General features: G+C 67.2%; 19 protein-coding genes and 2 pseudogenes. 9 read left to right on the top strand and 12 right to left on the bottom strand.

What is annotated here, in order from left to right; all coding sequences use genetic code 11:
* The first annotated feature begins 30 nt into the window (after positions 1-30).
* Positions 31-846: an enoyl-ACP reductase gene (locus CSW63_RS22980; protein ID WP_082749358.1), complete on the top strand. Its 816-nt coding sequence runs from the start codon at positions 31-33 to the stop codon at positions 844-846.
* A 14-nt stretch (positions 847-860) separates the two neighbouring features.
* Here the strand turns inward: CSW63_RS22980 and CSW63_RS22975 are convergent, their stop codons facing one another.
* From CSW63_RS22975 to CSW63_RS22965, 3 genes are read right to left on the bottom strand one after another with little or no spacing between them, the layout of a single operon-like run.
* A complete protein-coding gene (locus CSW63_RS22975) occupies positions 861-1469 on the bottom strand; it encodes a TetR/AcrR family transcriptional regulator (RefSeq protein ID WP_062094175.1) in 609 nt (202 codons plus the stop codon).
* Entirely contained in the window at positions 1469-3091 is a 1623-nt protein-coding gene (locus CSW63_RS22970; RefSeq protein WP_099502934.1) for a DHA2 family efflux MFS transporter permease subunit, read from the bottom strand. Before CSW63_RS22970 ends, CSW63_RS22975 begins: the two co-directional genes overlap by 1 nt.
* 15 nt (positions 3092-3106) lie before the next feature.
* Positions 3107-4216: an HlyD family secretion protein gene (locus tag CSW63_RS22965; RefSeq protein WP_099502937.1), complete on the bottom strand. Its 1110-nt coding sequence runs from the start codon at positions 4214-4216 to the stop codon at positions 3107-3109.
* A 287-nt stretch (positions 4217-4503) separates the two neighbouring features.
* Here CSW63_RS22965 and CSW63_RS22960 point away from each other — a divergent pair, with 287 nt between their 5' ends.
* Positions 4504-4644, top strand: a complete 141-nt coding sequence (locus CSW63_RS22960) for a hypothetical protein (RefSeq protein ID WP_127847005.1) — start codon at positions 4504-4506, stop codon at positions 4642-4644.
* On the opposite strand, the gene dut is transcribed toward CSW63_RS22960, so the two are convergent.
* Both dut and coaBC read right to left on the bottom strand, forming a co-directional pair.
* Positions 4641-5108 (bottom strand): dUTP diphosphatase, encoded by a 468-nt coding sequence (gene dut / locus CSW63_RS22955; RefSeq protein ID WP_062094172.1) that lies wholly within the window; start codon positions 5106-5108, stop codon positions 4641-4643. The genes CSW63_RS22960 and dut overlap by 4 nt on opposite strands.
* A gap of 75 nt (positions 5109-5183) precedes the next feature.
* Positions 5184-6380 (bottom strand): bifunctional phosphopantothenoylcysteine decarboxylase/phosphopantothenate--cysteine ligase CoaBC, encoded by a 1197-nt coding sequence (coaBC, locus tag CSW63_RS22950; RefSeq protein ID WP_062094171.1) that lies wholly within the window; start codon positions 6378-6380, stop codon positions 5184-5186.
* Between the two features lie 150 nt (positions 6381-6530).
* Here coaBC and CSW63_RS22945 point away from each other — a divergent pair, with 150 nt between their 5' ends.
* A complete protein-coding gene (locus CSW63_RS22945) occupies positions 6531-7088 on the top strand; it encodes a hypothetical protein (RefSeq protein ID WP_062094190.1) in 558 nt (185 codons plus the stop codon).
* A 41-nt stretch (positions 7089-7129) separates the two neighbouring features.
* Positions 7130-7444 carry a DUF5076 domain-containing protein gene (locus CSW63_RS22940; protein ID WP_062094170.1) on the top strand — a complete coding sequence of 105 codons (315 nt, stop codon included), beginning with the start codon at positions 7130-7132 and terminating at the stop codon, positions 7442-7444.
* Between the two features lie 60 nt (positions 7445-7504).
* Here CSW63_RS22940 and ubiB read toward each other — a convergent pair whose 3' ends face one another.
* Both ubiB and CSW63_RS22930 read right to left on the bottom strand, forming a co-directional pair.
* Positions 7505-9013 carry a 2-polyprenylphenol 6-hydroxylase gene (gene ubiB / locus CSW63_RS22935; RefSeq protein ID WP_062094169.1) on the bottom strand — a complete coding sequence of 503 codons (1509 nt, stop codon included), beginning with the start codon at positions 9011-9013 and terminating at the stop codon, positions 7505-7507.
* 4 nt (positions 9014-9017) lie between these two features.
* Positions 9018-9776, bottom strand: a complete 759-nt coding sequence (locus CSW63_RS22930; RefSeq protein ID WP_062094168.1) for a class I SAM-dependent methyltransferase — start codon at positions 9774-9776, stop codon at positions 9018-9020.
* 82 nt (positions 9777-9858) lie between these two features.
* Between CSW63_RS22930 and mutM the strand changes: the two genes are divergently transcribed.
* Complete coding sequence (gene mutM / locus CSW63_RS22925; RefSeq protein ID WP_062094167.1) at positions 9859-10722, top strand: bifunctional DNA-formamidopyrimidine glycosylase/DNA-(apurinic or apyrimidinic site) lyase; 864 nt, start codon at positions 9859-9861, stop codon at positions 10720-10722.
* Between the two features lie 7 nt (positions 10723-10729).
* On the opposite strand, the gene CSW63_RS22920 is transcribed toward mutM, so the two are convergent.
* The 3 genes and pseudogenes from CSW63_RS22920 to CSW63_RS22910 all read right to left on the bottom strand — a co-directional run bounded on the left by CSW63_RS22920 (position 10730) and on the right by CSW63_RS22910 (position 15238).
* Positions 10730-11536, bottom strand: a complete 807-nt coding sequence (locus tag CSW63_RS22920; RefSeq protein ID WP_062094189.1) for an exodeoxyribonuclease III — start codon at positions 11534-11536, stop codon at positions 10730-10732.
* Between the two features lie 298 nt (positions 11537-11834).
* Positions 11835-12494 (bottom strand): outer membrane lipoprotein carrier protein LolA, encoded by a 660-nt coding sequence (locus CSW63_RS22915; protein ID WP_062094166.1) that lies wholly within the window; start codon positions 12492-12494, stop codon positions 11835-11837.
* Between the two features lie 268 nt (positions 12495-12762).
* Positions 12763-15238, bottom strand: a pseudogene (locus tag CSW63_RS22910) (DNA translocase FtsK 4TM domain-containing protein).
* Between the two features lie 111 nt (positions 15239-15349).
* On the opposite strand from CSW63_RS22910, the pseudogene CSW63_RS24255 reads away from it, so the two are divergent.
* Positions 15350-15425 (top strand): annotated as a pseudogene (locus tag CSW63_RS24255) (hypothetical protein); the annotation flags it as partial.
* Positions 15426-15492: 67 nt separating this feature from the next.
* On the opposite strand, the gene CSW63_RS22905 reads toward CSW63_RS24255, so the two are convergent.
* Complete coding sequence (locus CSW63_RS22905; RefSeq protein WP_062094164.1) at positions 15493-16341, bottom strand: glutamate racemase; 849 nt, start codon at positions 16339-16341, stop codon at positions 15493-15495.
* 122 nt (positions 16342-16463) lie between these two features.
* Here CSW63_RS22905 and CSW63_RS22900 point away from each other — a divergent pair, with 122 nt between their 5' ends.
* The 3 genes from CSW63_RS22900 (at position 16464) to CSW63_RS22890 (ending at position 20301) form a co-directional block, all read left to right on the top strand.
* A complete protein-coding gene (locus CSW63_RS22900) occupies positions 16464-18590 on the top strand; it encodes a M3 family metallopeptidase (RefSeq protein WP_099502942.1) in 2127 nt (708 codons plus the stop codon).
* A gap of 143 nt (positions 18591-18733) precedes the next feature.
* Positions 18734-19720 carry a TraB/GumN family protein gene (locus CSW63_RS22895; RefSeq protein WP_099502944.1) on the top strand — a complete coding sequence of 329 codons (987 nt, stop codon included), beginning with the start codon at positions 18734-18736 and terminating at the stop codon, positions 19718-19720.
* A 59-nt stretch (positions 19721-19779) separates the two neighbouring features.
* Complete coding sequence (locus CSW63_RS22890) at positions 19780-20301, top strand: SRPBCC domain-containing protein (RefSeq protein WP_062094162.1); 522 nt, start codon at positions 19780-19782, stop codon at positions 20299-20301.
* A gap of 91 nt (positions 20302-20392) precedes the next feature.
* On the opposite strand, the gene creS is transcribed toward CSW63_RS22890, so the two are convergent.
* Positions 20393-21766 (bottom strand): crescentin, encoded by a 1374-nt coding sequence (gene creS, locus CSW63_RS22885; protein WP_062094161.1) that lies wholly within the window; start codon positions 21764-21766, stop codon positions 20393-20395.
* Positions 21767-21826 lie beyond the last annotated feature (60 nt).

Here is a 21826-nt window from a genome sequence, read left to right as displayed (position 1 = left end):
GTCAACGATTTGCGAAAGAGGGCCCGACACATGGCCGACGATTACGCGTTCCCCAAGGGCGAGCTGATGCGGGGCAAGAAGGGCCTCGTCATGGGCGTGGCCAACCACAACTCTATCGCCTGGGGCATCGCCAGCCAGCTAGCCGCCCAGGGCGCCGAGATGGCCTTCACCTATCAGGGCGAGGAACTTGAGCGCCGCGTGCGCCCGCTGGCCGAGAGCATCGGCGTCAAGACCATGATCCCCGCCGATGTCACCGACGACGCCTCGATGGACGCCGCCTTCGCCAAGATCGAGGAAGTCTTCGGCACGATCGACTTCGTCGTCCACTCGGTGGCCTTCGCCAACAAAAACGAGCTGAAGGGCTCTTTCGTCGACAATACGACCCGCGAGGGCTTCCTGCTGGCCATGAACATCTCGGCCTTCAGCTTCGTCGACGTCGCCAAGCGTGCTTCCAAGCTGATGCCGAATGGCGGTTCGCTGATCACCATGACCTATCTGGGTTCGGAGCGGACCATCCCGAACTACAACACCATGGGCGTGGCCAAGGCCGCGCTTGAGGCTTCGACCCGCTACATCGCGCGCGACCTGGGCCCCAAGGGCATCCGCTGCAACGCCATCTCGGCCGGCGCCATGCGCACCCTGGCTTTGGCGGGCATCGCCGGCGGCCGCGGCATGATCGCCCAGGGCCGCGCGTTCAGCGCGATGAAGGAAGACACCTCGATGGAAGGCGTCGCCGGCTGCGCCCTGTGGCTGGCGTCCGACCTTGGCAAGTCGACCACGGGCGAGGTCGTCCACGTCGACGCGGGCTTCCACATGATGGGCATGCCCGACCCTGAAGAGGCCTGACGTCTACGCCGGGTCTACGGCGCGTAAGCCCGCATGAACCTTTCGGCCGCCTCCCGCGCGAGGCGGCCGAACTGTTCCTGGGTCTTGTCGGAGGGCAGACGCAGGAGCGACCGCAGTTGGCTGTGGCCCATGACCATGCCGGAAAAGAATTCGGCGGCCTGGTCGAAATCCTCGACCTTCATGCGACCGAGCCGGGTCTCGGTTTCCAAGAAGGCGGCCAGCTGACGACGGGCGTTCAGCGGGCCGGCCTCGAAGACTTCCTGCGCGATATCGGGCATTTCGCCCGAGCCAAGAATAATCACCCGCATCATCGAATAGCTCTTCGTGGTGATCACTGTCTCCAGCACCGAGCGGGCGTAGGCCTCGAGCGCTTCGGTAGGATTGTCCGCCGCGCCCGGCTCTCGCAACGATGCTGTAATGCTCTCGACCCGGCGCTGCATCAACGCCCGCATCAATTCGGCTTTCGAGCCGTAGTGATTATAGACGGTCTGTTTGGAGACGCCGGCATGGCGCGCGATCGCCGCCATTGGCGCGGCCAGACCGCGCTCACCGATCACCTCGACGGCGGCGTCCAGGATGGCCTCGCTCTTGACGACGTCGATCTGTCCGGGAACGCGCGGCATCAGTGAGCGTCCGACGGCGGGGGCGGCGCGTTTTTCACCGGCGCGGCCAGCAGCGAAACGGCGGCGGCGATGAAGCAGCCAATCGCGAGCAGGGTGAAGCTGTCGCCGAACGCCAAGACGGTCGCCTGCTGCTGCATCATGCCGCTTACCGCCTTGCGCGCCGCGCCGGCCGGATCGGCGACGCCCAGTTGCATCATCCGCTCGGTCAGGCCGGCCATCATCCCGGCGGCCGCGCTGCCCTGGGTCACCTTCGACGTCATGTCGTCGTAGTAGAGCGCCGTCTGCTGGGTGATGGAGGTCGCCAGCAAGGCCAGGCCGACCGCGCCGCCAGTGTTGCGCGCCAGGTTCACCAGGCCCGAGGCGTTCTTGACCATCTGGGGGGGCAGGGTGCTCATCGTGATCTGCTGGGTGGCGATCATCGCGATCATCACGCCTACGCCCCGGCACGCCTGCACACTGGCGAATTCCCAGAAGCCCCAGTCCTTGGTGACCCCGTGAGCCATGTACATGCCGAAGCCGGCCAGCAGGAAGCCGACGCACATCGGGATACGAGGGTCTGTCTTGCGCACCAACCGTCCGGCGATCGGACCGGTCAGGAACATCGACAGGCCCGAGATGACCATGGTCGTGCCGACCTCCGACGCTGAATAGTGCCGCACGCGCCCGAGAAACTGCGGCAGCAGGAAAGTGCCGCCAAACAGGCTGGCCCCCGACACGGCCGTCATCAGAACGCCGACGGTGAAGTTGCGATTGGCGAAGGCGCGCAGCTCGACGATCGGGTTGCGATAGGTCATCTGCCGCCACACGAACACGACCCCGCCCAGCACCGCGACGACGGTCAGCCACAGGATCAGGCTGTCGGAGAACCAATCCTCCTTGGCGCCTTCCTCCAGCACGTACTGCATGCTCATCAGGAAGACGGCCATGACCGCCAGGCCGAACCAGTCGAAGCCCTTGGCCAGGCTTGGGTCACCCTTGTCGAAATCGCCCCAGCGCGCCACGCCGAACAGCACGAGCAGGCCTGTCGGCACGTTGATGAAGAACAGCCAGCGCCAGCTGAGCCACTCGGTGAGGTGACCGCCCAGGGTGGGGCCGACGGTGGGCGCCAGGGTGACGATCAGGCCCATGATGACGCTGGCCGTCACCCGCCGCTCTGGCGGGAAGGCCGTGAAGGCCACGGCGAACACTGTCGGGATCATCGCCCCGCCGATGAAGCCCTGCAGCGCCCGTGTCAGGATCATCATGTCGATCGACGTGGAAAGGCCCGTCAGGACGCTCATGACGATGAAACCGGTGCAGGAGGCCAGGTATAGGCGCTGCGTTCCCCACAGCCGCGACAGGTACCCCGACAGGGGGATCATCACGACCTCGGGGATCAGATAGGCGGTCTGGATCCAGCTGACCTGATCCGTGCTGGCGCCGACGCCGGCCTGGATCTGCGGCAGGGACGCCGCCACGATCTGGATGTCCAGGATGGCCATGAACTGGCCGATGACCATCGCGCCGAAGCCCAAAAAGAGCTTGGTCCAATCGACTGGTGCGGCGGCTCCGGGCGTCGCCGGCCCGGGAGGCGATGACTCGGTCTTGCCGAGGGAGTCGGCGGGGAGGGCGGCGTCGGCCATAGCTGGGCGAGCCGGCTAGCGGGCCGCGCCCTGGCGGGCCATCTGCGGGGTGACCTGAGCGGCTTCCGCGAACGAGGGGCCCGAGCGGTCGCGAACGTCGACCTTGATCTCGACCGAAAGGCCGGGGCGCAGGGCCGCGCCCAGCTGACTGCGGTCGACCGCGATCTTAACAGGCAGGCGCTGGGTGATCTTGGTGAAGTTGCCCACGGCGTTCTCGACCGGGATCAGGGCGAACTCCTGACCGGTGGCGGGGGCGAAGCTGTCGACCTTGCCGACGATCTTTTGCTTTCCGAAGGCGTCGGCCTTGATCTCGACGGGCTGACCCACGCGAAGGCGCGCGACCTGGGTCTCCTTGAAGTTGGCCACGATATAGGCCTGGCCCAGTGGCACGACCGACATCAGGGCCACGCCCGGCTGGACCAGTTGACCCGGACGGACCGAGCGCGCGCCGACTACGCCGCCGACAGGCGCGCGGATCACGGTGCGCTCGAGGTCCAGCTTGGCCTGCTCAACGGCGGCGTGCGCGGCGGCCGCCTGGGCTACGGCCTGGGCCTTGGCCGAGCCGAGCGATTGGGCGGCGCGCTTTTCGGCTTCCAGGGCGGCTTGGGCGCTCGCGACTCCGGCGGCGGATTGGGTGGCGGCGGCCTTGGTGGTCTGGACCTTCTGCTGCGACACCCAGCCTTGGCCGGCCAAGGCGTTGTAGCGGTCGTAGTCGGCCTTGGCGCGGCTCGCGTCGGCCTGGGCGCTGGTCACGCCCGCCGCCCTCTGGGCGATGACCGCCTGCTCGAGGCTGTTCTTGTCGTCGATCGCGCGCACGGCGGCGTCTGCCGCCGCGGCGTTGGCGATCGCCTGATCAACTCGAGCCTGGAAGGTCGACGGATCGATCTTGGCTAGCACCTGGCCGGGCTCGACGCGCTGATTGTCGGCGACAAGGACCTCGGCGACATAACCTGACACCTGCGGGCTGACCTGCACGGTGTCGGCCTGCACGAAGGCGTTGTCCGTGCTTTCAAAGTGCTGCTTGTCGAGGAACCACAGGGTTCCACCGGCCAGAACCGCGACCAGAGTCACGCCGCCCAGGATCAGGGGAACCAGCTTCTTCTTCTCGGACGCCGCCATGCGCAACCCTTGTCAAAAGACAACAAGCGCGCCGGATAGAAGGGTCGGGCGCGCGCTTCAAGCGATAAATGGACGCGGTCGTCCAAAAATCAACAAAGCCGCCCTCAAAATCGCGTACTTGCCTTGCAAGCGCTGGGCTGGGTGGGGTTTGACTGCGACACCAAGCCGCAATTTCCGCTTGCGTCGGAATCACGACACAGTAAAAGCCGCTCCCCACGCAACCAAGGGTTCAGGAGCGCGTATCTCCTCCGGTGTGTTTCGCCGGTCCGCCCATTTGGCCGCAGGAGGTTGCCGTGAAGTCCCAGTCCCATCCTGGCCAGACGCCTCTGGATATGATCCGCCCGATTCTTTGGACGGCCGCTGCGGCGTTCGCCGTCGGCTTTGGCGGCTACCTGATGCTCGGCCTGCGGGCCATGCGCCCGATCGTCAATTAGACGCCGGTCGAACCAAAGCCGCCCACGCCCCGCTCGGTGGCGTCGAGGTCCTCGACCTCGACCACAGGCCATTGCGGCGCAGCGGCGATGACGCCCTGCGCGATGCGATCACCGCGGCGAATGGTGAAGTCCTCTTCGCCCAGATTGATCAGCAGTACGCAAATCTGGCCGCGATAGTCGCTGTCCACGGTGCCCGGCGCGTTGACGACCGTCACCCCGTTCTTGAGCGCCAAACCCGATCGAGGCCGCACCTGCATCTCGTAGCCGTCCGGGATCGCGACCGAGAAGCCTGTGGGGGCCATGCAGCGGGCGCCGGGCCGGAGAACAATGGGTTCATCCGCCGGAACCGCCGCCCGCAGATCGAAGCCGGCCGCCCCCGCCGTTGCGTAGGCGGGAACAGGCAGATCGGAATTGTCGCCCCAGCGCTTGAAACGGATCGCGAGGCCAGCGGGATTGGCGGACATGCGGAAACTCCTCGAACGGTGGGTCACGCTGTAGCTGATTTGCCGCCCGCGCGGCCAGCGCCGAGAGTTTGGGCGTCAGGCCAGGGCTTCGGCGATGCGTTGAGCGATCTGGGCCGCCACCCGATCCTTCGCGTCGCGGTCCCAGCGTTCGGTCCCCGACTTCGTGACCAGCAGTACCGCGTTCTCGCCGCCGCCCATCACGCCAGGTTCAGTGACGTCGTTGGCGATGATCCAGTCGCAGCCCTTGCGGGCGAGCTTGGCGCGGGCGTGTTCCTCGACATGGTCGGTCTCGGCCGCGAAGCCAATGACGAGGCGCGGACGTTGCGGGCCGGTCGCCGACAGAGTGGCCAGGATGTCGGGGTTCTCGACGAAAGTCAGGGCCGGCGGACCGCCCTTTTCCTTTTTCAGTTTGCTGCCAAACGCTTCGTCGACGCGCCAGTCGGCGACCGCCGCCACGAACACGCCGACATCGGCCGGTAGCGCGGCCTGACTGGCGGCGAGCATCTGCCGGGCGGTCTCCACATCGACCCGACGGACCCCCGGAGGGGTAGGCAGCGCGACGGGTCCGGCCACCAAGGTGACTTGCGCGCCGAGCCTGGCCAGGGCCTCGGCGATCGCGAAGCCCTGCTTGCCGCTGGATCGGTTGGTGATGCCGCGGACCGGGTCGATCGGCTCGAACGTCGGGCCGGCGGTGACGAGCGCGCGCTTGCCGTCTAGCGGTCGGGCCGCCGGGCCCGCCAACGCGGCCATGACCGCCGCGAAGATAGTCTCGGGTTCAGCCAGGCGACCGGGACCAAACTCACCGCAGGCCATGGCGCCCTCCTCGGGATCCACGAAGGCCACGCCGTCCGCCTTCAGCGTGGCGACGTTGCGCTGCGTGGCCGGATGGAGCCACATGCGCACGTTCATGGCCGGCGCCATCAGGACGGGCTTGTCGGTGGCGAGCAGTGTTGTGGAGGCCAGGTCTCCGGACAGGCCCTGAGCGGCCTTGGCGATCAGGTCGGCGGTCGCCGGCGCGACCACGACAAGATCGGCGGACCGCGACAATTCGATATGGCCCATCTCGTGCTCGTCGGTCAGCGAGAAGAGGTCTTGATAGACCTTGTCCTCGGCCAGCGCGGCTAGGGACAGCGGCGTAACAAACTCGGCTCCCGCCTTGGTCAGGATCGGGCGGACGGCCACGCCTGCTTTGCGCAGAAGTCGCACCAGCAGCAGCGCCTTATAGGCGGCCACACCGCCTCCGACGATCAGAAGAACTCGCTTCTCGCCCACGCTCCGCTCCGCGCACTGGTCGAACCTCCCAGCACATGCCCATCCGCGCGTCAAAGCGCCAGAGCCAATCGTCACGCGAAAATCGGACTCGACTCGCGTTCCGCTTTCGTTCATTAATCGCTAAGGTAGAGCAACTTGGTGAATACGATCATGAAGATTGCGCGGTATTTGACGGCCGGCGCTCTGGCGATCCTGGTCGGAGTGGGGATGACGGCCTGCGACAGCGGCGCTTCGGCGGTGAAGGCGCCCACTGGTCGCGATCGTGCCTCCGCCGATAGCACGCCTGCGGACGCGGCCGAACGGTCAGGCCGTGACGACCGCCGGGACGATCCTCGCGAGGCGCCGGTCAAGCTGGTCGCGGGCAAGCCCTACTGGGCCGCCAACCGCACGCGTTCGGCAGAGGAGAACGCTCAGCGCTCGTTCGAGCGGAACGGCGCGACCTTCGCCGCGAAGTCGGTCGATGACTACGTTTCCAAGGTTCACGCGTTCGTCAGCGATCCGCCGAGAGGCGCGGAGACCCTCAAGCGCGCGAACGGGGACCTGCTGATCTACGACCCGAAAGGCAATGTCTTCGCGGTGGTCTCGCGCGAGGGGGCGCCGCGCACGATGTTCAAGCCCGACGAGGGCGGCGCCTATTGGGATGAGCAGAAGACGCGGGAGGCGAGGCGCGCGTCTGCCTCAAAGAAGCGCGAACAGGCCGAAGGCTAGCGGCGCTCGACTGTTCGGTGTTCTGCTCGCGGAGATCTCTGATGGATGTACGCGCCTTACCGCCCGCCGCCCTTCGCGACGCCAACGCGGTCGAACTGGCCCGCGTTTGGATCGCCGAGCACGGGTTGCACTGCTCGTTGAGGTGCGGTCTCTACGCCGACCGGGACGTGGTGATGGAAACCACGGCCTGGGGGATCATCCTGGCGGATATGGCCGGTCACATCGCCGATGCGCTCAACGGCGCCGGCTTCGGCCCGAGGCTGGCGTTGTTCGAAGCAATCGTCGGCAGTTTCAACGTCGAATGCCTCGCCCCAACCTCGGAACGAACCGGAGGCGGTGGGTCGCTTGTCGGCTGAGCAACCATGGTTCTCGCGGTCCTCGCGTCGCCGAGCGCTTCGCAAAGATCATGAACGGCTCTAGCGGCCCAGCAGCAGTCCGGTCACGAACGCAGCGCCCGCCGTTGCGGCGCCGACCATGAACCACAGCAGCGGCCAGGTGTGCTGACGATCAACGAGCACGGGCGCGGGCGCCGGAGGCGTGTCGGCCAGACGCGCCAAGGCCTTGATGGCGCGTAGCGCCTCTTCGGCGAAATCGCGAGCCTTGGCCGTGGGCGATAGCTCGCGGCCAATCCAGCGGCGCACCACGGGGTCGGCGGCGGCCCAGAGATCGTGTGTCGGGTCGATCCGTCTCGCCACGCCTTCCACCGTCACCATGGTCTTCTGCAGCAGCACCAATTCTGGCCGTAGCGCCATGTCGAACAGCGCGGTGATCTCGAACAGTTGGGCGAGCAGCCGCCCCATCGAGACTTCGCGCGCGTTGCGGCCGAAGACCGGTTCGCCGACCGCGCGCAGCGCCTGGGCAAAGGCGTTCATGTCCTGATGTGCGGGCACATAGCCGGCGTCGAAGTGGATCTTGGCGATCCGCGTATAATCTCGGTTGAGGAAACCATAGAGGATCTCGGCGAGGTAGCGGCGTTCGCCGGGGCCGAGGCGACCGATGATTCCGTAGTCGACCGCCGTGATCGCCGAGGGCGCCGCGACGAACAGGTTCCCCTCGTGCAGGTCGGCGTGGAAGAGCCCGTGGTCCAGGGCTTGGGCCAGGAAGCCCCGGGTGACGTTCTCGGCCAGCGCCTTGCGGTCTAGCCCCGGCAAGTCGAGCGAAGCGGGGTCGGACAGCGGCGCGCCCTCCGCCCAGGTCAGGGTCAGGACGCGTTTGCCGACACCCTCCCACCAGACGGTCGGCGCGCGCATGTAGGGATCGATCGCCATGACCTCGCCCAGCTCCGCGCAGCCGGCGGCTTCGAAGCGCAGGTCCATCTCAAGATCCAGGGCGCGGATCACCACCTCGACAAACTCGGTCGGGCGGAGGCGGCGTGAGGCGGGGGCCAGGGCCTCGGCGAGCCGCGCGGCCAGGCGGAGCACGGCGCTGTCGCGCGCCACCTGCCGCTCAACGCCGGGACGCAGCACCTTGACCGCGACCTTGCGACCATCGACCAATATGGCCGGATGGGCCTGGGCGAGTGAAGCGGCCGCGACAGGTTCCCCAATCTCGGCGAAGACCTCATTTAGCGGCTTGCCAAGATTGCGAGCGATCTCGGCCTTGGCGACGTCCAGCGGAAAGGCCGGAAGACGATCCTTCAAGCGCGCGAGATCGTCGGCGAAGGCCGCGCCGAAGATGTCGGCCCGCGTCGACAGAAACTGGCCCATCTTGATCGCCGCTGGGCCTTGCCGTTCCAGAACCGCCGCCAGTCGTTCTCCTGGCCGTCCCTTGCGCGCGGCCGAGCCCGCGAACAGGCGAAGGACGCGCCCCGCCAGCTTGGCGCCCGGAGGAAGCAGCGGCTCCAGTTCACGGGGGATCAGGGCGTCGGCCCGGACCAAGGCCCAGCCCGCGCCGGTCAGGCGCCAGAAGGCTTCGAGCGTCGCCACCGTTCTAGATCGCCCAACCCTGGTGCAGGGCCGCGACGCCGCCCGTAAAGTTAGTGAAGGTGACGCGCTTGAAGCCCGCAGCCTCGATCATGGCCGCGAAGGTGCGTTGGTCGGGGAAGCGACGGATGCTCTCGACCAGGTACTGGTACGCATCGCGATCCTTGGCCACCCACTCGCCGACCTGCGGGATGACCTTGAAGCTGTAGGCGTCATAGGCCTTGGCCAGCGGTTCGGTGACTGGCCGCGAGAATTCCAGGCACAGGAAGCGACCGCCCGGCTTGAGCACCCTGCGGGCTTCGCGCAGCGCCGCGTCGATGTCGGTCACGTTGCGGATGCCGAACGAGATCACATAGGCGTCGGCATAGGCGTCCGGCAGCGGCAGGCGTTGGGCGTCGCCGACCGTCCAGGTGATTTCCGGTTCGCCACCCCGCTCGATGCCGGCCATGATCATCTCGGCGTTGTAGTCGATGATGTTGATCGTCGCGTCGGGGCCGCCCCGGCGTTCCTGAGCCTTGCGCGCCATCTTCGCGAAGCGGCGCGCCATGTCGCCGGTGCCGCCGGCGCAGTCGATGATCACTTCGCCCGGCTGCGGGTTGAGGCGCGCGGCCACCGCGTCCTTCCACAGCCGGTGGACGCCGCCGCTCATCAGGTCGTTCATGATGTCGTAGTTCTTGGCGACGCGGTCGAAGACCCCGCGCACCAGACCCGCCTTCTGCGAGGCGTCGACATCCTTGAAACCGAAGCTGGCGGAGGTGTTGCTCATGACGTCTTTGGGCCGGACTTTCTATATCTTAAGTCCGCTATTAGCCCGCGACACGCCCGCCGTCATCCGCCGAAGGATCCCCGTGCCTGAATTGCCCGAAGTCGAGACCGTCCGCCGGGGGCTGGAGCCCGTTTTGTCCGGGGCGCGTCTTTCCAACGTCCGCGCCAATCGGCCCGACCTGCGCTTCCCGCTGCCCGACGGTTTCGTGCAGCGACTGACGGGTGCGCGGATCCTGCGCCTGGATCGGCGGGCCAAATATATCCTGGCTCCGCTCGACCGGGGCGACACCCTGGTGATGCACCTGGGCATGACCGGGCGCTTCGAAATCGCGGCGCCGGAGGGGACCGTACGGCCGGGCGACTTCGCCCGCGAGGTCACGCCCGACGACAAGCACGCCCATGTCGTGCTCCAGACCGAGGATGGCGCAACGATCACCTATTTCGATCCCCGCCGCTTTGGCTTCATGGACCTGATCCCGACCGACCGCGTGACCCATCACCCCTGGTTCGCGACCATGGGGCCGGAGCCCTTGGAAGAAGGGTTCGACGCCCGCACGCTGGAAAGGGCGTTCGCCAATCGCAAGCAAGGGCCCAAGACCCTGCTTTTGGACCAGCGCACGGTCGCGGGTCTGGGCAACATCTATGTCTGCGAGGCCCTGCACCGGTCGGGAATCTCGCCGTTCAAACCGTCGGGCGGCATCGCGCGCAAGCGGCTCGCGCCGCTCACAGCCGCGATCAAGGACGTGCTGGCCGAGGCGGTCGAGGTCGGCGGCTCCACGCTGAAGGACTTCGCCGCCGCCGACGGCGCGCTGGGCTATTTCCAGCACCGTTTCCGTGTCTATGACCGCGAGGGCGAGCCGTGCCCGACGTCGGGCTGCAAGGGTGTGATCGCCCGTCAGGTTCAGGCGGGGCGCTCGACCTTCTACTGCCCGGTCTGCCAGGTCTGAAGCCGCGCTATACCTTCAGGTCAGCCGTGACCGGGGCGTGGTCGCTGGGGCGTTCCCATTCGCGGACATCGTCGTGAACCCGCGAGGAGACCTTGCCGTCGAGGATCGCGGCGTCGCGAAGGCCGGGGCTGGCCAGGATGTGGTCCAGGCGCAGACCGCGATTGGACTTACGGAAGTCGGCGGCGCGATAGCTCCACCAGGAAAACAGTTTCTCCGGCTCCGGGGTCGCGAGGCGCGGCAGGTCCAGCAGGTCCATCGACTTGATCAGCGCCTCGAAGGCTTCCAGCTCAGGCGGCGTGTGGCTGACCACCTTGAGCATCTGCCGGTGGCTCCAGACATCGTTTTCGCCCGGCGCGATGTTCAGATCGCCGGTGACGATTAGGGGCGCCTTGGGGTCGCGCTGCTTCAGGGCCGCTGTCAGGGTCTCGTAGAAGTCGAGCTTGTGGTCGAACTTGGGATTGGCGACGCGGTCCGGCAGGTCGCCGCCGGCGGGGATGTAGAAGTTCTGGATCTCGACGCCGGCCACCTTGACCGCCACGCAGCGGGCGTGGCCCTCGCGGCAGTTCATCAAGGTCGGGACATCCTCTATCGGCAGGCGCGAGGCGATCGCCACCCCGTGCCAGCCCTTCTGGCCGGCGATCTTCAGATGCGGCAGGCCCATGGCCTCGAAGGCTTCCCGCGGGAACTCGCCCTCCTGGCACTTGATCTCCTGCATGCACAGGACGTCCGGAGCCTGCTCGTCGACGAAGCGGGCGGCCTGCTCGGCGCGGAGGCGGACGGAATTGACGTTCCAGGTGGCGATACGGAGGCGCATGGCCTGGCTGTATCGCGGTTTTCGGGGACCGAAAAGAAAAACGCCCCGGCGCATCGAGCGCTGGCCCCAGCCGACCTTGGGTCGGCGCGCCAAGAAAAACGCCCCAGCGCATCGAGCGCTGGGGCGAAAGTCTAGTCTCTCATGCCGCCGCCGGGAGGGGATAGGATCCGGCACGGTTCGCGAGGAGCGGGTCGGTCGCTCATCGCCATGCGTGTTAAATATGCCACGTCCTAATTTTTAGTCAAGCGGAATGTCGGTTGATTCTTGCCTGTTGTGAGAATGTCACAATTCGTCCGGGTCAGGGCTTACCCACCTTGCGGCGGGGGTCGGTCAGGACAAAGAGCTTGGGATCGAGATCCGCCGTCTCGGCGAAATCGGCGAGGCGAACCCGGATCTGACCGCCCTTGATATCGGTGACCGTCCAGCCCATCAGGCCGACGGGGCTGTTGGAAAAATCGATCGAGATGCGGCCCAAGGCCTGCCGCTTGGCGTCCTGAGCCACAATCGTGAAGCCATCGGCCAGCGGGCGCACGTCGGTGATCACCACGCCTCGGTCCAGGCGGACTTCGCGCGCCAGCAGCAGGTTCAGCGGCGTCTTGCTGAGCGGATAGCTCTCATAAGTCTTCAGCCGGCTGTCGAAGATGTTGACGTTATTGCCGTTGCTGACGACCAGCAGGCCCGCAGGCGGGTCATAGGCGAACCGCGCCTTGCCGGGACGCTGCAGGTAGAAGGTCCCTTGAGTCTGGGTTCCGCGCTGATCGGTCTGTACGAAACGACCTTTCGCCGAGGATAGCCCCTGAATGTAGGCGGTGGCCTTGTCCAGCAGGGCCTTCTGCTCGGCGGTCAGCTTGGCCGGAACCGGCGCGGTCGAGCCCTGGGCCCAGGCCGGGGAGACCAGGGCGGGCGAGGCGAGGGCGGCGGCGAGGCCGGCCGCCAGGAGGGTACGGCGTGTCGTCATATGGACTCCTTAGCCTCAACCTTGGCCTCCGCGAAGGCCGCCGCAAGGCCATTTTCCGGCGGCCCGATGAAGCCTTGTTCAGGTTGGGAGCGTGCGGAACGCCGCAGCCAAGGCGAAGGTTGCTTCATTTTTACCCGACCTCCCCGGCGAAGGCCGGGGCCCAGATCGTAGAGCTGCAAGGCGCAGGCAAAGACACTTGTGATCCTTTCGGGACACAGCCGCCTTGGCATCTGGATCCCGGCCTTCGCCGGGAAGATCGGGATGAAAATCACAGCGGCGGGGGCGGCGGCGCCAGGATCTCGCGCTTGCCGGCGTGGTTGGCGGCGCCGACGACCCCTTCCTTCTCCATCCGCTCCATCAGCGAGGCGGCGCGGTTGTAGCCGATCTGCAGGCGGCGCTGGATGTAGCTGGTCGAGGCCTTGCGGTCGCGGGTGACCACGGCGACCGCGTGATCGTAGAGGTCGTTGGCGCCGCCTTCGCCCGAGAACGCGCCCTCGATGGCTTCTTCCTGTTCCTCGTCGCCGCCGGCGGTGACTTCTTCCAGATACTGCGGAATGCCCTGGTCGCGCAGGAATTTTGCGACCTGCTCGACCTCGCCGTCCGACACGAACGGACCGTGCAGGCGGGTGATGCGCCCGCCGCCGGCCATGTAGAGCATGTCGCCCTGGCCCAGCAGCTGCTCGGCGCCCTGCTCGCCCAGGATGGTGCGGGCGTCGATCTTGCTGGTGACCTGGAAGCTGATCCGGGTCGGGAAGTTGGCCTTGATGGTGCCGGTGATGACGTCGACCGAGGGCCGCTGGGTGGCCATGATCAGGTGGATGCCGGCGGCGCGGGCCATCTGGGCCAGACGCTGCACGGCGCCTTCGATGTCCTTGCCGGCCACCATCATCAGGTCGGCGACCTCGTCGATGACCACGACGAGATAGGGCATCGGCTCTGGGCGGATCTGCTCGGTCTCGTAGATCGGCCGGCCGGCGTCGTCGAAGCCGGTCTGGACCGTGCGCTCGAAGTGCTCGCCCTTGGCGGCCGCCTCGTTGGCCTTCTCGTTATAGCCGCCGATGTTGCGCACGCCGATCTTGGACATGCGGCGATAGCGGTCCTCCATCTCGCGGACCGTCCACTTCAGGGCCACGACGGCCTTCTTCGGATCGGTGACGACGGGCGCGAGCAGGTGCGGGATGCCGTCGTAAACGCTCAGCTCTAGCATCTTGGGGTCGACCATGATGAAGCGGCATTTCTCGGGCGGCAGCTTGTACAGGATCGACAGGATCATGGCGTTGACGCCGACCGACTTGCCCGAGCCGGTGGTGCCGGCGATCAACAGGTGGGGCATCTTGGCCAGGTCGGCGATATAGGGTTCGCCGCCGATGGTCTCACCCAGCGCCATGGGCAGGATCTGGCTGGCCTTCTCGTAGTCGGCGCTGGACAGCAGATCGCGCAGATAGACCGTCTCGCGACGCTGGTTGGGCATTTCGATGCCGATGGCGTTGCGGCCCTGGGCCACGGCGACGCGGCAGGAGATCACGCTCATCGAGCGGGCGATATCATCGGCCAGGGCCACGACACGCGCGGTCTTCACGCCTGGCGCTGGCACCAGCTCGTACATGGTGACCACGGGGCCGGGGCGGATCTGGTCGATCTGACCCTTGACGCCGAACTCGGCCAGCACGCTCTCCAGCAGCCTGGCGTTCTGGCGCAGAGCCGCAGCGTCCACCTCGGACGAACGCGGCTTGGACTTGGCCAGCATGGCCAGTTCCGGCAGCTGGAAGCCAGCGTCTTCCTCGAAGTCGAACGCCTTCTGCTGTTCGCGCTGCTCGCGACCAGACTCCTTCACCGTCCCCTTGGGCTTGGCGATGGCCATGGGCCGGGCGTCCAGGCTGTCTTCGAAGTCGTCTTCGTCGTCCTGAACCGGCGGTGGGGTATAGGCGCGCGGCGCGGTGGCCGGTTGCGCTGCGGCGATCGGCGTTTCGTCGTCTTCGGCCTCAAGCGGCGGCAGGCGACCGGGGCGTTTGGGAGCCGCCTCCGCCTTTTCGCGCTTGGCGCGGACGGGCTTGGGCGCCGGCACGGGCTCAGGCTCGGGCTCGGGACGGGCGCGGGGCTGCAAGGCGTTGCTGACGGCGGCATGGATGGCGTCGGGATCGACCTCGCGCACGCCGATGGCGAACCCCAAGGCTGCGATGGCGGCGATCCCGAACAGGACGGCGGCGATGATCGTCGCGCCGGGGATATGGGCGAACCGCAGGACGGCGGCCACCATGTGCAGCAGGGAGTCGCCCCAGAAGCCGCCCAGACCCTTTTCCAGCTGCCAGATGGCGGGCGGCGGCGGAGCGGCCAGCACGGCCGACAGCGCCAGAAGGCCCAGCGCCCCGATCAGCGCCCGCTGGCGCAGGTCCTTGCGGTCCGCGTCCGGGTCGGCTTGCGCCACGCGGGTGACGCCGAACACCAGCATCAGCAGCGCGATGCCCCACGCCGACAGGCCCAGGGACTGCATCAGAATGTCTGAAATCGCCGCGCCCAGGCCGCCCAGGGCGTTGCGGGCCGGCTCGTCCGTGACAGCGTTGAAGCTCGGATCGGTCGCGTTGTAGGTGGCGATGGCCAGCAGCAGGATCGCCCCGACGACGGTGACGATCCCGCCCCGGAACCGGGCCGTCCAGGGCTGGGCCCAGCCATAACGGAGCGCATCCCAAAGGAGCTCCGTCGTGGATCGCCGCGCGGCTCGCGCCATGAAAAGTCTCCGAACTCAACAACGTATCTCGGGACCGGCGGAACCGGTCGAACCGCGATGTTGTGCCCGAAGAGCGTTAAGGGCTGTTTACGACGTCCGTTAGGACGCTGGTCATGACGTCGCGGTCTTGCAGGCCTTACGCCCCCACAGGGGGCGGAAGGTTCGCGCCCCTTCTTCCCCCTCCGGGAGAGGAGCGCCGAAGGCGCGGAAGGGGCAAGTATGGGTCGACAGCCGTCTTAAGCATGGCCGTCGAAAGCGGACCTGTCTGAGCCGTTAAGCCGCCTCGAACGCCAGCGGGGCGCCCCAGAAGCTCTGGACCAGGCCGTTCTGCGGACCCGGCGTTCCGGTTGTCAGGAAGACGCAGCCGCCGCCCGTCCCCGGATCATATTCGGGGTGGCGCTCCAGATAGAGGGCCAAGCCTTCGGCCGTGGCCGCCGGCTGCTGGATCAGCGGGGTTCCCGCGGGCAGGGCGGCGCGGAAGACGTCGGCGATGATTTCATAGTGGGTGCAGCCCAGCACGACACGGTCCGGATAGCGGCCGATGCGGGTTTTCAGGGCCTGGACGTGGGTCTCAACAGCCTTGGCGATCTCGACGACGCTGGCGTCGCCTTCGATCAGCGGGACCAGTTCCGGGCACGCCTCGGAGAACACCGCCAGATCCTGTTTGCGCTTATCGATCTCGATCTCATAGACGCGCGAGCGCACCGTGGCCTGGGTTGCGAAGACGCCCAGAATGTCCAGCTGCTGTACCTTTTCACCGCGACGCTCGGCCTCATGCTCCCAGGGCAGGCCCGTAGCCTTCTCAATGGTCGGCACGATGATGCCGAGGATGTTCACCGGACGGCCGATCTCCTTGCGGTAGCCGGGCAACCAGGTTTGCTGCAGGCGGCGCAGGGCGATGGCCGAGGCCGTGTTGCAGGCCAAAACGACCAGACTGGCGCCGCGATCGAACAGCCGCACGCAGCCGGCCTTGGTCAGCTCGACGATGTCCTCGCCGGTCCGCACGCCGTAGGGCGCGTTCGCCTGGTCAGCCAGATAGGTGAAGTCCGCCTGGGGCAGACGCTGCACGAGGGCGCGGTGGACCGAGAGGCCGCCCACGCCAGAGTCAAAGACGCCGATCATGGGGCAGGTTTAGCGTTGCGCGGGGCTTCCGTCCACGCGTCGTGCGAGGTTACCGTCCCGTCATGTGACGGCTGGCCCGCCTTCCTCTAGGGTCGCCGCCAAACCGCTTTCGGAGGCTTTCCGTGCAACGCCGTACCTTCCTCGCCTCGGCCGCCGCCGTCGGCGCGATCACCGCCCTGGACCCCAGTCTCGCCATGGCCCAAGCGACCAATCCCCTGCTCCAGAAGTGGACCGGCCCCTATGGCGGCGTGCCCGCCTTCGACAAGATCAAGGTCGAGCACTTCAAGCCCGCGCTCGAGGCGGCCATGGCCGAGAACCTAGCCGAGATCGATGCGATCACTCGTAACAAGGCTGCCCCGACCTTCGAGAACACCATCGCGGCGATGGAAGACGCCGGTCGTACGCTGAACGCGGTGTTGACCTACTACTTCACCTGGGGCTCGAACATGAGCACGCCGGCCTTTCAGGCTGTCGAGTCCGAGATGGACCCCAAGCTGTCGGCGCATAGCGACAAGATCAATCAGAACGCCGCGCTCTTCGCCCGGATCCAGGCGGTCTATGACGGGCCCGAGAAGGCCAGGCTGACGTCCGAGCAGCAGCGTGTGCTGTGGATCTACTACACCAACTTCGTGCGCGCTGGCGCCAAGCTGAGCGCCCAGGCCAAGGCTCGGGTCGGGGCGATCAACACCGAACTGGCCGGGCTGTACACCAAGTTCAACCAGAACCTGCTGGCCGACGAGAACACCTGGATCGAACTGTCCGAGGCCGATCTGGCCGGACTGCCGGAGACCCTGAAGTCCGCCGCAGCCCTGAACGCTGCCGAGCGCAAGCTCCCTGGCAAGCATGTCATCGTGAACACCCGCTCCAGCGTTGATCCGTTCCTCGCCGAGTCGCCGGTGCGCGGCGCGCGCGAGAAGGTCTGGCGCGCGTTCGTCAATCGCGGCGACAACGGCGGAGCGACCGACAACAACGCCATCATCTCCAAGATCCTGAAGCTGCGGGCCGAACGCGCCAAGCTGCTGGGCTACAAGACCCATGCGCACTGGAGCCTGGAAAACGCCATGGCCAAGACGCCCGAGAACGCCATGGCCCTGATGGAGGCGGTGTGGAAGCCGGCCATCGCCCAGGTCGCCATCGATGTGGCCGACATGCAGGCGATCATCGACAAGGAGGGGGGTGGCTTCAAGCTCGAGCCCTGGGACTACCGCTTCTACGCCGAGAAGGTGCGTAAGGCGAAGTACGACCTCGATATGAACGAGGTGAAGCCGTACCTGCAGCTGGACAAGCTGCGCGAGGGCATGTTCTGGGCCTCGGGCCAGCTCTACGGCTTTGAATTCAAGAAGCTGGAGGGGCTGCCGGTCTATCACGAGGACATCACCGTCTATGAGGTGACGCGCGGCGGACAGCATGTGGGGCTGTGGTACTTCGATCCCTACGCCCGCCCCGGCAAGCGCTCGGGCGCCTGGATGAACGCTTATCGCGGCCAGGAGCGGTTCAAGGGTGAGATCACCACGATCGTCTCGAACAACTCCAACTTCATCAAGGGCAAGCCGGGCGAGCCGGTGCTGATCTCGTGGGATGACGCCACGACCCTGTTCCACGAGTTCGGCCACGCCATCCACGGCCTGAACGCCAACGCCACCTATCCGTCGGTGTCGGGCACCAATGTCGCGCGAGACTATGTCGAGTTCCCCAGCCAGCTGAATGAGCACTGGCTGTCGACCCCGCAGGTGCTGAACAAGTTCGCCGTCCATTATCAGACCGGCAAGCCGATCCCGCAGGCCCTAGTCGACAGGATCGAGGCCGCCGGCAAGTTCGGCGAGGGTTTCGGAACGACCGAGTATCTGGCCAGCGCCCTGATCGACATGAAGCTGCATCTGGCCGGCGACGCTGACATCGATCCGGACACGTTCGAGCGCGAGGAGCTGGCCAAGCTGAACATGCCCAAGGAGATCGTCATGCGGCACCGCACGCCGCAGTTCGGGCACATCTTCTCCGGGGACGGCTACTCGGCGGGCTACTACAGCTACCTGTGGTCCGACACCCTGACCGCCGACGCAGCCGAGGCCTTCCAAGAGGCCCCGGGCGGCTTCTACGACAAGGCCGTCGCCAAGCGCCTTTACGAGAACATCATGTCGGCGGGCAACACGATCGATCCGGTCGAGCAGTTCCGCGCCTTCCGGGGCCGTGACGTCAAGATTGGGGCCCTGATGCGCAAGCGCGGCTTCCCGGTTCCGCCGGGGGCCTGATCGACACGGAGAGCATTTAACGGGACCGCCGCGACAGCTTTTGGGCCGTCGCGGCGTTTCTATATGCGGGCCCCACCGCGACGGCCGCACCTTCTCGCGCGGCGGAGGAAACGCTAGAGGACGCAGGGGGCAAAGGAGTATCGATGATCGCGCTCAAGCACCTGCCGCTGGCCCTGGCTCTGGTCGTCTCCGCGCCGGCCCTGGCTCAGACGACGCCCCCGCCGACCGTCGAGTTGGGCCAGGCCCCCGCCCAGGACGAGAGCGCCGTGGTCGCCGAGCTGACGGTGATGGCCAAGCCGCCCGGTCCGGCCGTGTGGCTGGTCGAGAAGGACGGCGCCAAGCTCTACATCCTGGGATCCGCCCCGCCGCTGCCGCATCAGCTGAAGTGGAACAGCCCCCGCCTGAACAAGGCGCTGGATAAGGCCAGTCTGGTCCTGGTCCCGCCCGAGGCGGCCGTGGGCGTCGCCCAGATGGCCGGCTTCATCCTCAAGTTCGGGGCCGGTCTGCGTCAGCCGCTGGGCAAGTCTCTGGAGGACCAGCTGCCGCCGGACCTCAAGGCGCGGTTTGTCGAGTCCCGAACTCAAGCGCGCAAGGGCGCCGGCGAGTACAAGAACTGGAAGCCGGCGGTGGCCGGTTTCCTGCTGTTGTCGGATTTCCGCCAGGCCGCCGGCCTGTCCGAGGCCAAGCCCGTCAGCACGATCGAGCGCATGGCCAAGGCGCGGAAGCTGAAGGTCAAGGCCGTGGGGCAGTACCGGATGAGCGCGGTCACCGCGATCGCGGGCAAGCTGTCGCCGGAAGATCAGCTCTATTGCCTGCGCGTGGCCTTGGACGAGGTCGCCTATGACGGCGCCCATTCCACCACTATCGGCCGCGATTGGGCCGACGGCGACCTGGCGTCGGTGCGGGCCCGCTATCGCGCCAGCGCCGCCCAGCGCTGCCTGACCCATGTCCCCGGCGGCGCGGCCTTGCTGGAGAAGGGCCTGGCCCAGACCACCGAGGCGATGACCGAAGCGCTCAGGCGGCCGGGCGCCACCGTGGCGGTGGTGGATCTGGGCTTTCTACTGCCGGCGGACGGCGTTCTGGATCGCCTGAAGGCGCGCGGCGCGGCGATCACCTCGCCCGTCGAGTAGCGGGGCGAGTTGACGCGAGGGGCCAGCGCCGACCAAGCTTGGGTCGGGAGGATCAGGCCATGAAGATCATGATCGGTGCGGTCGCCGCGGCGCTGCTGGCCGCAGGGGCCGCGCGGGCCGAGGTGACGGAGGCGCAGCCAGGCGGGTTCCAGGTTCGCCATCAGGTCTCGATCGCTGCGCCGGCGAGCGCCGTCTGGGGTGTTCTCGTCCAGCCTTCGAAGTGGTGGGCCCCGGCGCATACCTGGTCGGGCTCCGCCGCCAATCTGTCGCTCGGCGCGGCGTCGGGCGGCTGCTTCTGCGAGCGTCTGCCCAATGGCGGCTCGGTGTTGCACATGACGACGGTCCACGCCGCGCCGGGACAGAAGTTGGTGCTGAGCGGCGGCCTTGGCCCGTTGCAGTCCTCTGGCGCCACCGGCGCGATGACCATCTTGCTGGTCGAAAAGGACGGCGCCACGACGGTTACGGTCACCTATGATGTTGGCGGCTACTTCCGGGGCGGCCTCGACAAGCTGGCCGCGCCGGTCGACGGCGTGCTGGGCCAACAGATCCAAGGCCTGAAGGCTGCGGTCGAGGCGCGATAGACGCGCGGCGCTTTCGCCATCGGCTTCAACAACGAAAAACGCCCGCGAACCTCTCGGTCGCGGGCGTCTTGTTTCGGCGAGTAACGGAGGCTTAGGCCGTCGCGGCCACGCCCTCGTCGCTGGCGCCCAGCAGCGCCATCTGTAGGCGCGAGCGGTCGCGGCGAGCCGCTTCCAGAGCCCCTTCGGCCAGGGCGGCCTCCGAGGTGAGGCGCTCGATGGTCGCTTGCAGTTCGGCGACCTTGGCTTCGTGATCGCGGCGGGCCTGGTCTTGCGCCTCCTGCATCGCATCGAGGCGCGTGCGCAGTTGCTGGGCGCGCTCCTCGGCGCGCTTGAGCGCCTTTTCCTGGGCGACGGCGCTCTTGGCCAGTTGATCGGCGCGCTCGATGGCCGTGGCGCGGGCTGTGTCGACGCCGGCGTGGCGCTGACGCAGGCCGTCGGCCTCTTCCTCCAGGGCGCGGATGCGATCGAGCGCACGCTCAAGGGCGACATTGAGGTCGCCGGCGCGGCGTTCCACCGCCTTCTGCTGGGCGCTGGAGTCGGCGAGACGGGCCGAGATCTGGCCGTTCATCTCTTCCAGCTTGTCGGCGCGGCCCGTGGCCGTTTCCAGGCGGGTCTGCAGGGCCGAGATCTCGGCGCGGTTGGCCTCGACCTGGCTTTCCAGGCCCCGGATGGTGCGACCGCTGTCGGTCTGGTGGGCGGCCAGGGCGTTCTCGATCGCCTGGACGCGCGCGCGTTCGGCGGCCAGTTGCGCTTCCAGGTCGGTCTCGATGCGCGACAGACGGGCCAGGTCCAGGCCGGCTTGATCGACGCGCTTCTTGAGCGTGGCGGCTTCCTCGCCCAGCAGAGCATTGTCCTGGTTGGCGCGGGCCAGGGCGGCTTCCGCCTCGCCGCGACGGGCGTCGATGTCCTGGGCCTGCAGGCGCAAACCTTCGACGTCCTGCACCAGGTGCTCGATACGCGCGGTGGCGTCGCGCAGCGAGGCGTCCAGGCTGGAGACCTTCAGGTCCGATTGCAGCAGGGCGTTGCGAAGCCGGTCGATTTCGAGGGCGTTGTCCTCCAGCGCCGCTTCCTGGGTCTGGCGGCGGGCTTCGGACTCGCCAAGAGCCGTCTCGGCGGCGGCGAGACGCGCGGAAACCTCGCGCTCCTCGGCCTGCATCACGGCGATCTGGCGTTGGGCCTGATCGAGATTGGCGCGGACGGCGATCAGTTCGGCGTGTTCGGCGCGACGGGCTTCGAACTCCTGGCTCACGGGCCCGCGAATCTCGGCGATCAGCGGCTCGATGGCCTTCAGGTGCTCCATGACCCGGCCGATGCTGTCGAGACCGCCGTGAATGGTCTCGTAGCGCTGGCCGATGGCCTGTGTGGACTCGATCTGGTGCTGCATGGCCTCCGATCGGGCGTCGTCGCCCAGCACGGTCGGCTTGCCGTTCTTCGTCTCGCGCGCGTTCTTCGACAGCAGTCTCATTCGGCCCACCTTCGCCCCATGCGAGTCCTCGGCGTCTCAAGTGAGACGGCTCGGCGGACG

The sequence above is a fragment of the Caulobacter sp. FWC26 genome (assembly GCF_002742645.2).
GTDB lineage: Bacteria > Pseudomonadota > Alphaproteobacteria > Caulobacterales > Caulobacteraceae > Caulobacter.
The sequence above is the reverse complement of the archived record's forward strand: the minus strand, read 5'-3'. Positions and strand labels throughout refer to the sequence as shown.

Coding starts and splice junctions, on each gene's coding strand:
- CSW63_RS22920 (WP_062094189.1), bottom strand. CDS start 11,536: ATGCGCCTCCGTATCGCCACCTGGAACGTCAATTCCGTCCGCCTCCGC.
- CSW63_RS22940 (WP_062094170.1), top strand. CDS start 7,130: ATGGATGTACGCGCCTTACCGCCCGCCGCCCTTCGCGACGCCAACGCG.
- creS (WP_062094161.1), bottom strand. CDS start 21,766: ATGAGACTGCTGTCGAAGAACGCGCGCGAGACGAAGAACGGCAAGCCG.
- CSW63_RS22905 (WP_062094164.1), bottom strand. CDS start 16,341: ATGATCGGCGTCTTTGACTCTGGCGTGGGCGGCCTCTCGGTCCACCGC.
- CSW63_RS22895 (WP_099502944.1), top strand. CDS start 18,734: ATGATCGCGCTCAAGCACCTGCCGCTGGCCCTGGCTCTGGTCGTCTCC.
- CSW63_RS22980 (WP_082749358.1), top strand. CDS start 31: ATGGCCGACGATTACGCGTTCCCCAAGGGCGAGCTGATGCGGGGCAAG.
- CSW63_RS22930 (WP_062094168.1), bottom strand. CDS start 9,776: ATGAGCAACACCTCCGCCAGCTTCGGTTTCAAGGATGTCGACGCCTCG.
- CSW63_RS22945 (WP_062094190.1), top strand. CDS start 6,531: ATGAAGATTGCGCGGTATTTGACGGCCGGCGCTCTGGCGATCCTGGTC.
- CSW63_RS22915 (WP_062094166.1), bottom strand. CDS start 12,494: ATGACGACACGCCGTACCCTCCTGGCGGCCGGCCTCGCCGCCGCCCTC.
- CSW63_RS22975 (WP_062094175.1), bottom strand. CDS start 1,469: ATGCCGCGCGTTCCCGGACAGATCGACGTCGTCAAGAGCGAGGCCATC.
- CSW63_RS22890 (WP_062094162.1), top strand. CDS start 19,780: ATGAAGATCATGATCGGTGCGGTCGCCGCGGCGCTGCTGGCCGCAGGG.
- dut (WP_062094172.1), bottom strand. CDS start 5,108: ATGTCCGCCAATCCCGCTGGCCTCGCGATCCGTTTCAAGCGCTGGGGC.
- CSW63_RS22970 (WP_099502934.1), bottom strand. CDS start 3,091: ATGGCCGACGCCGCCCTCCCCGCCGACTCCCTCGGCAAGACCGAGTCA.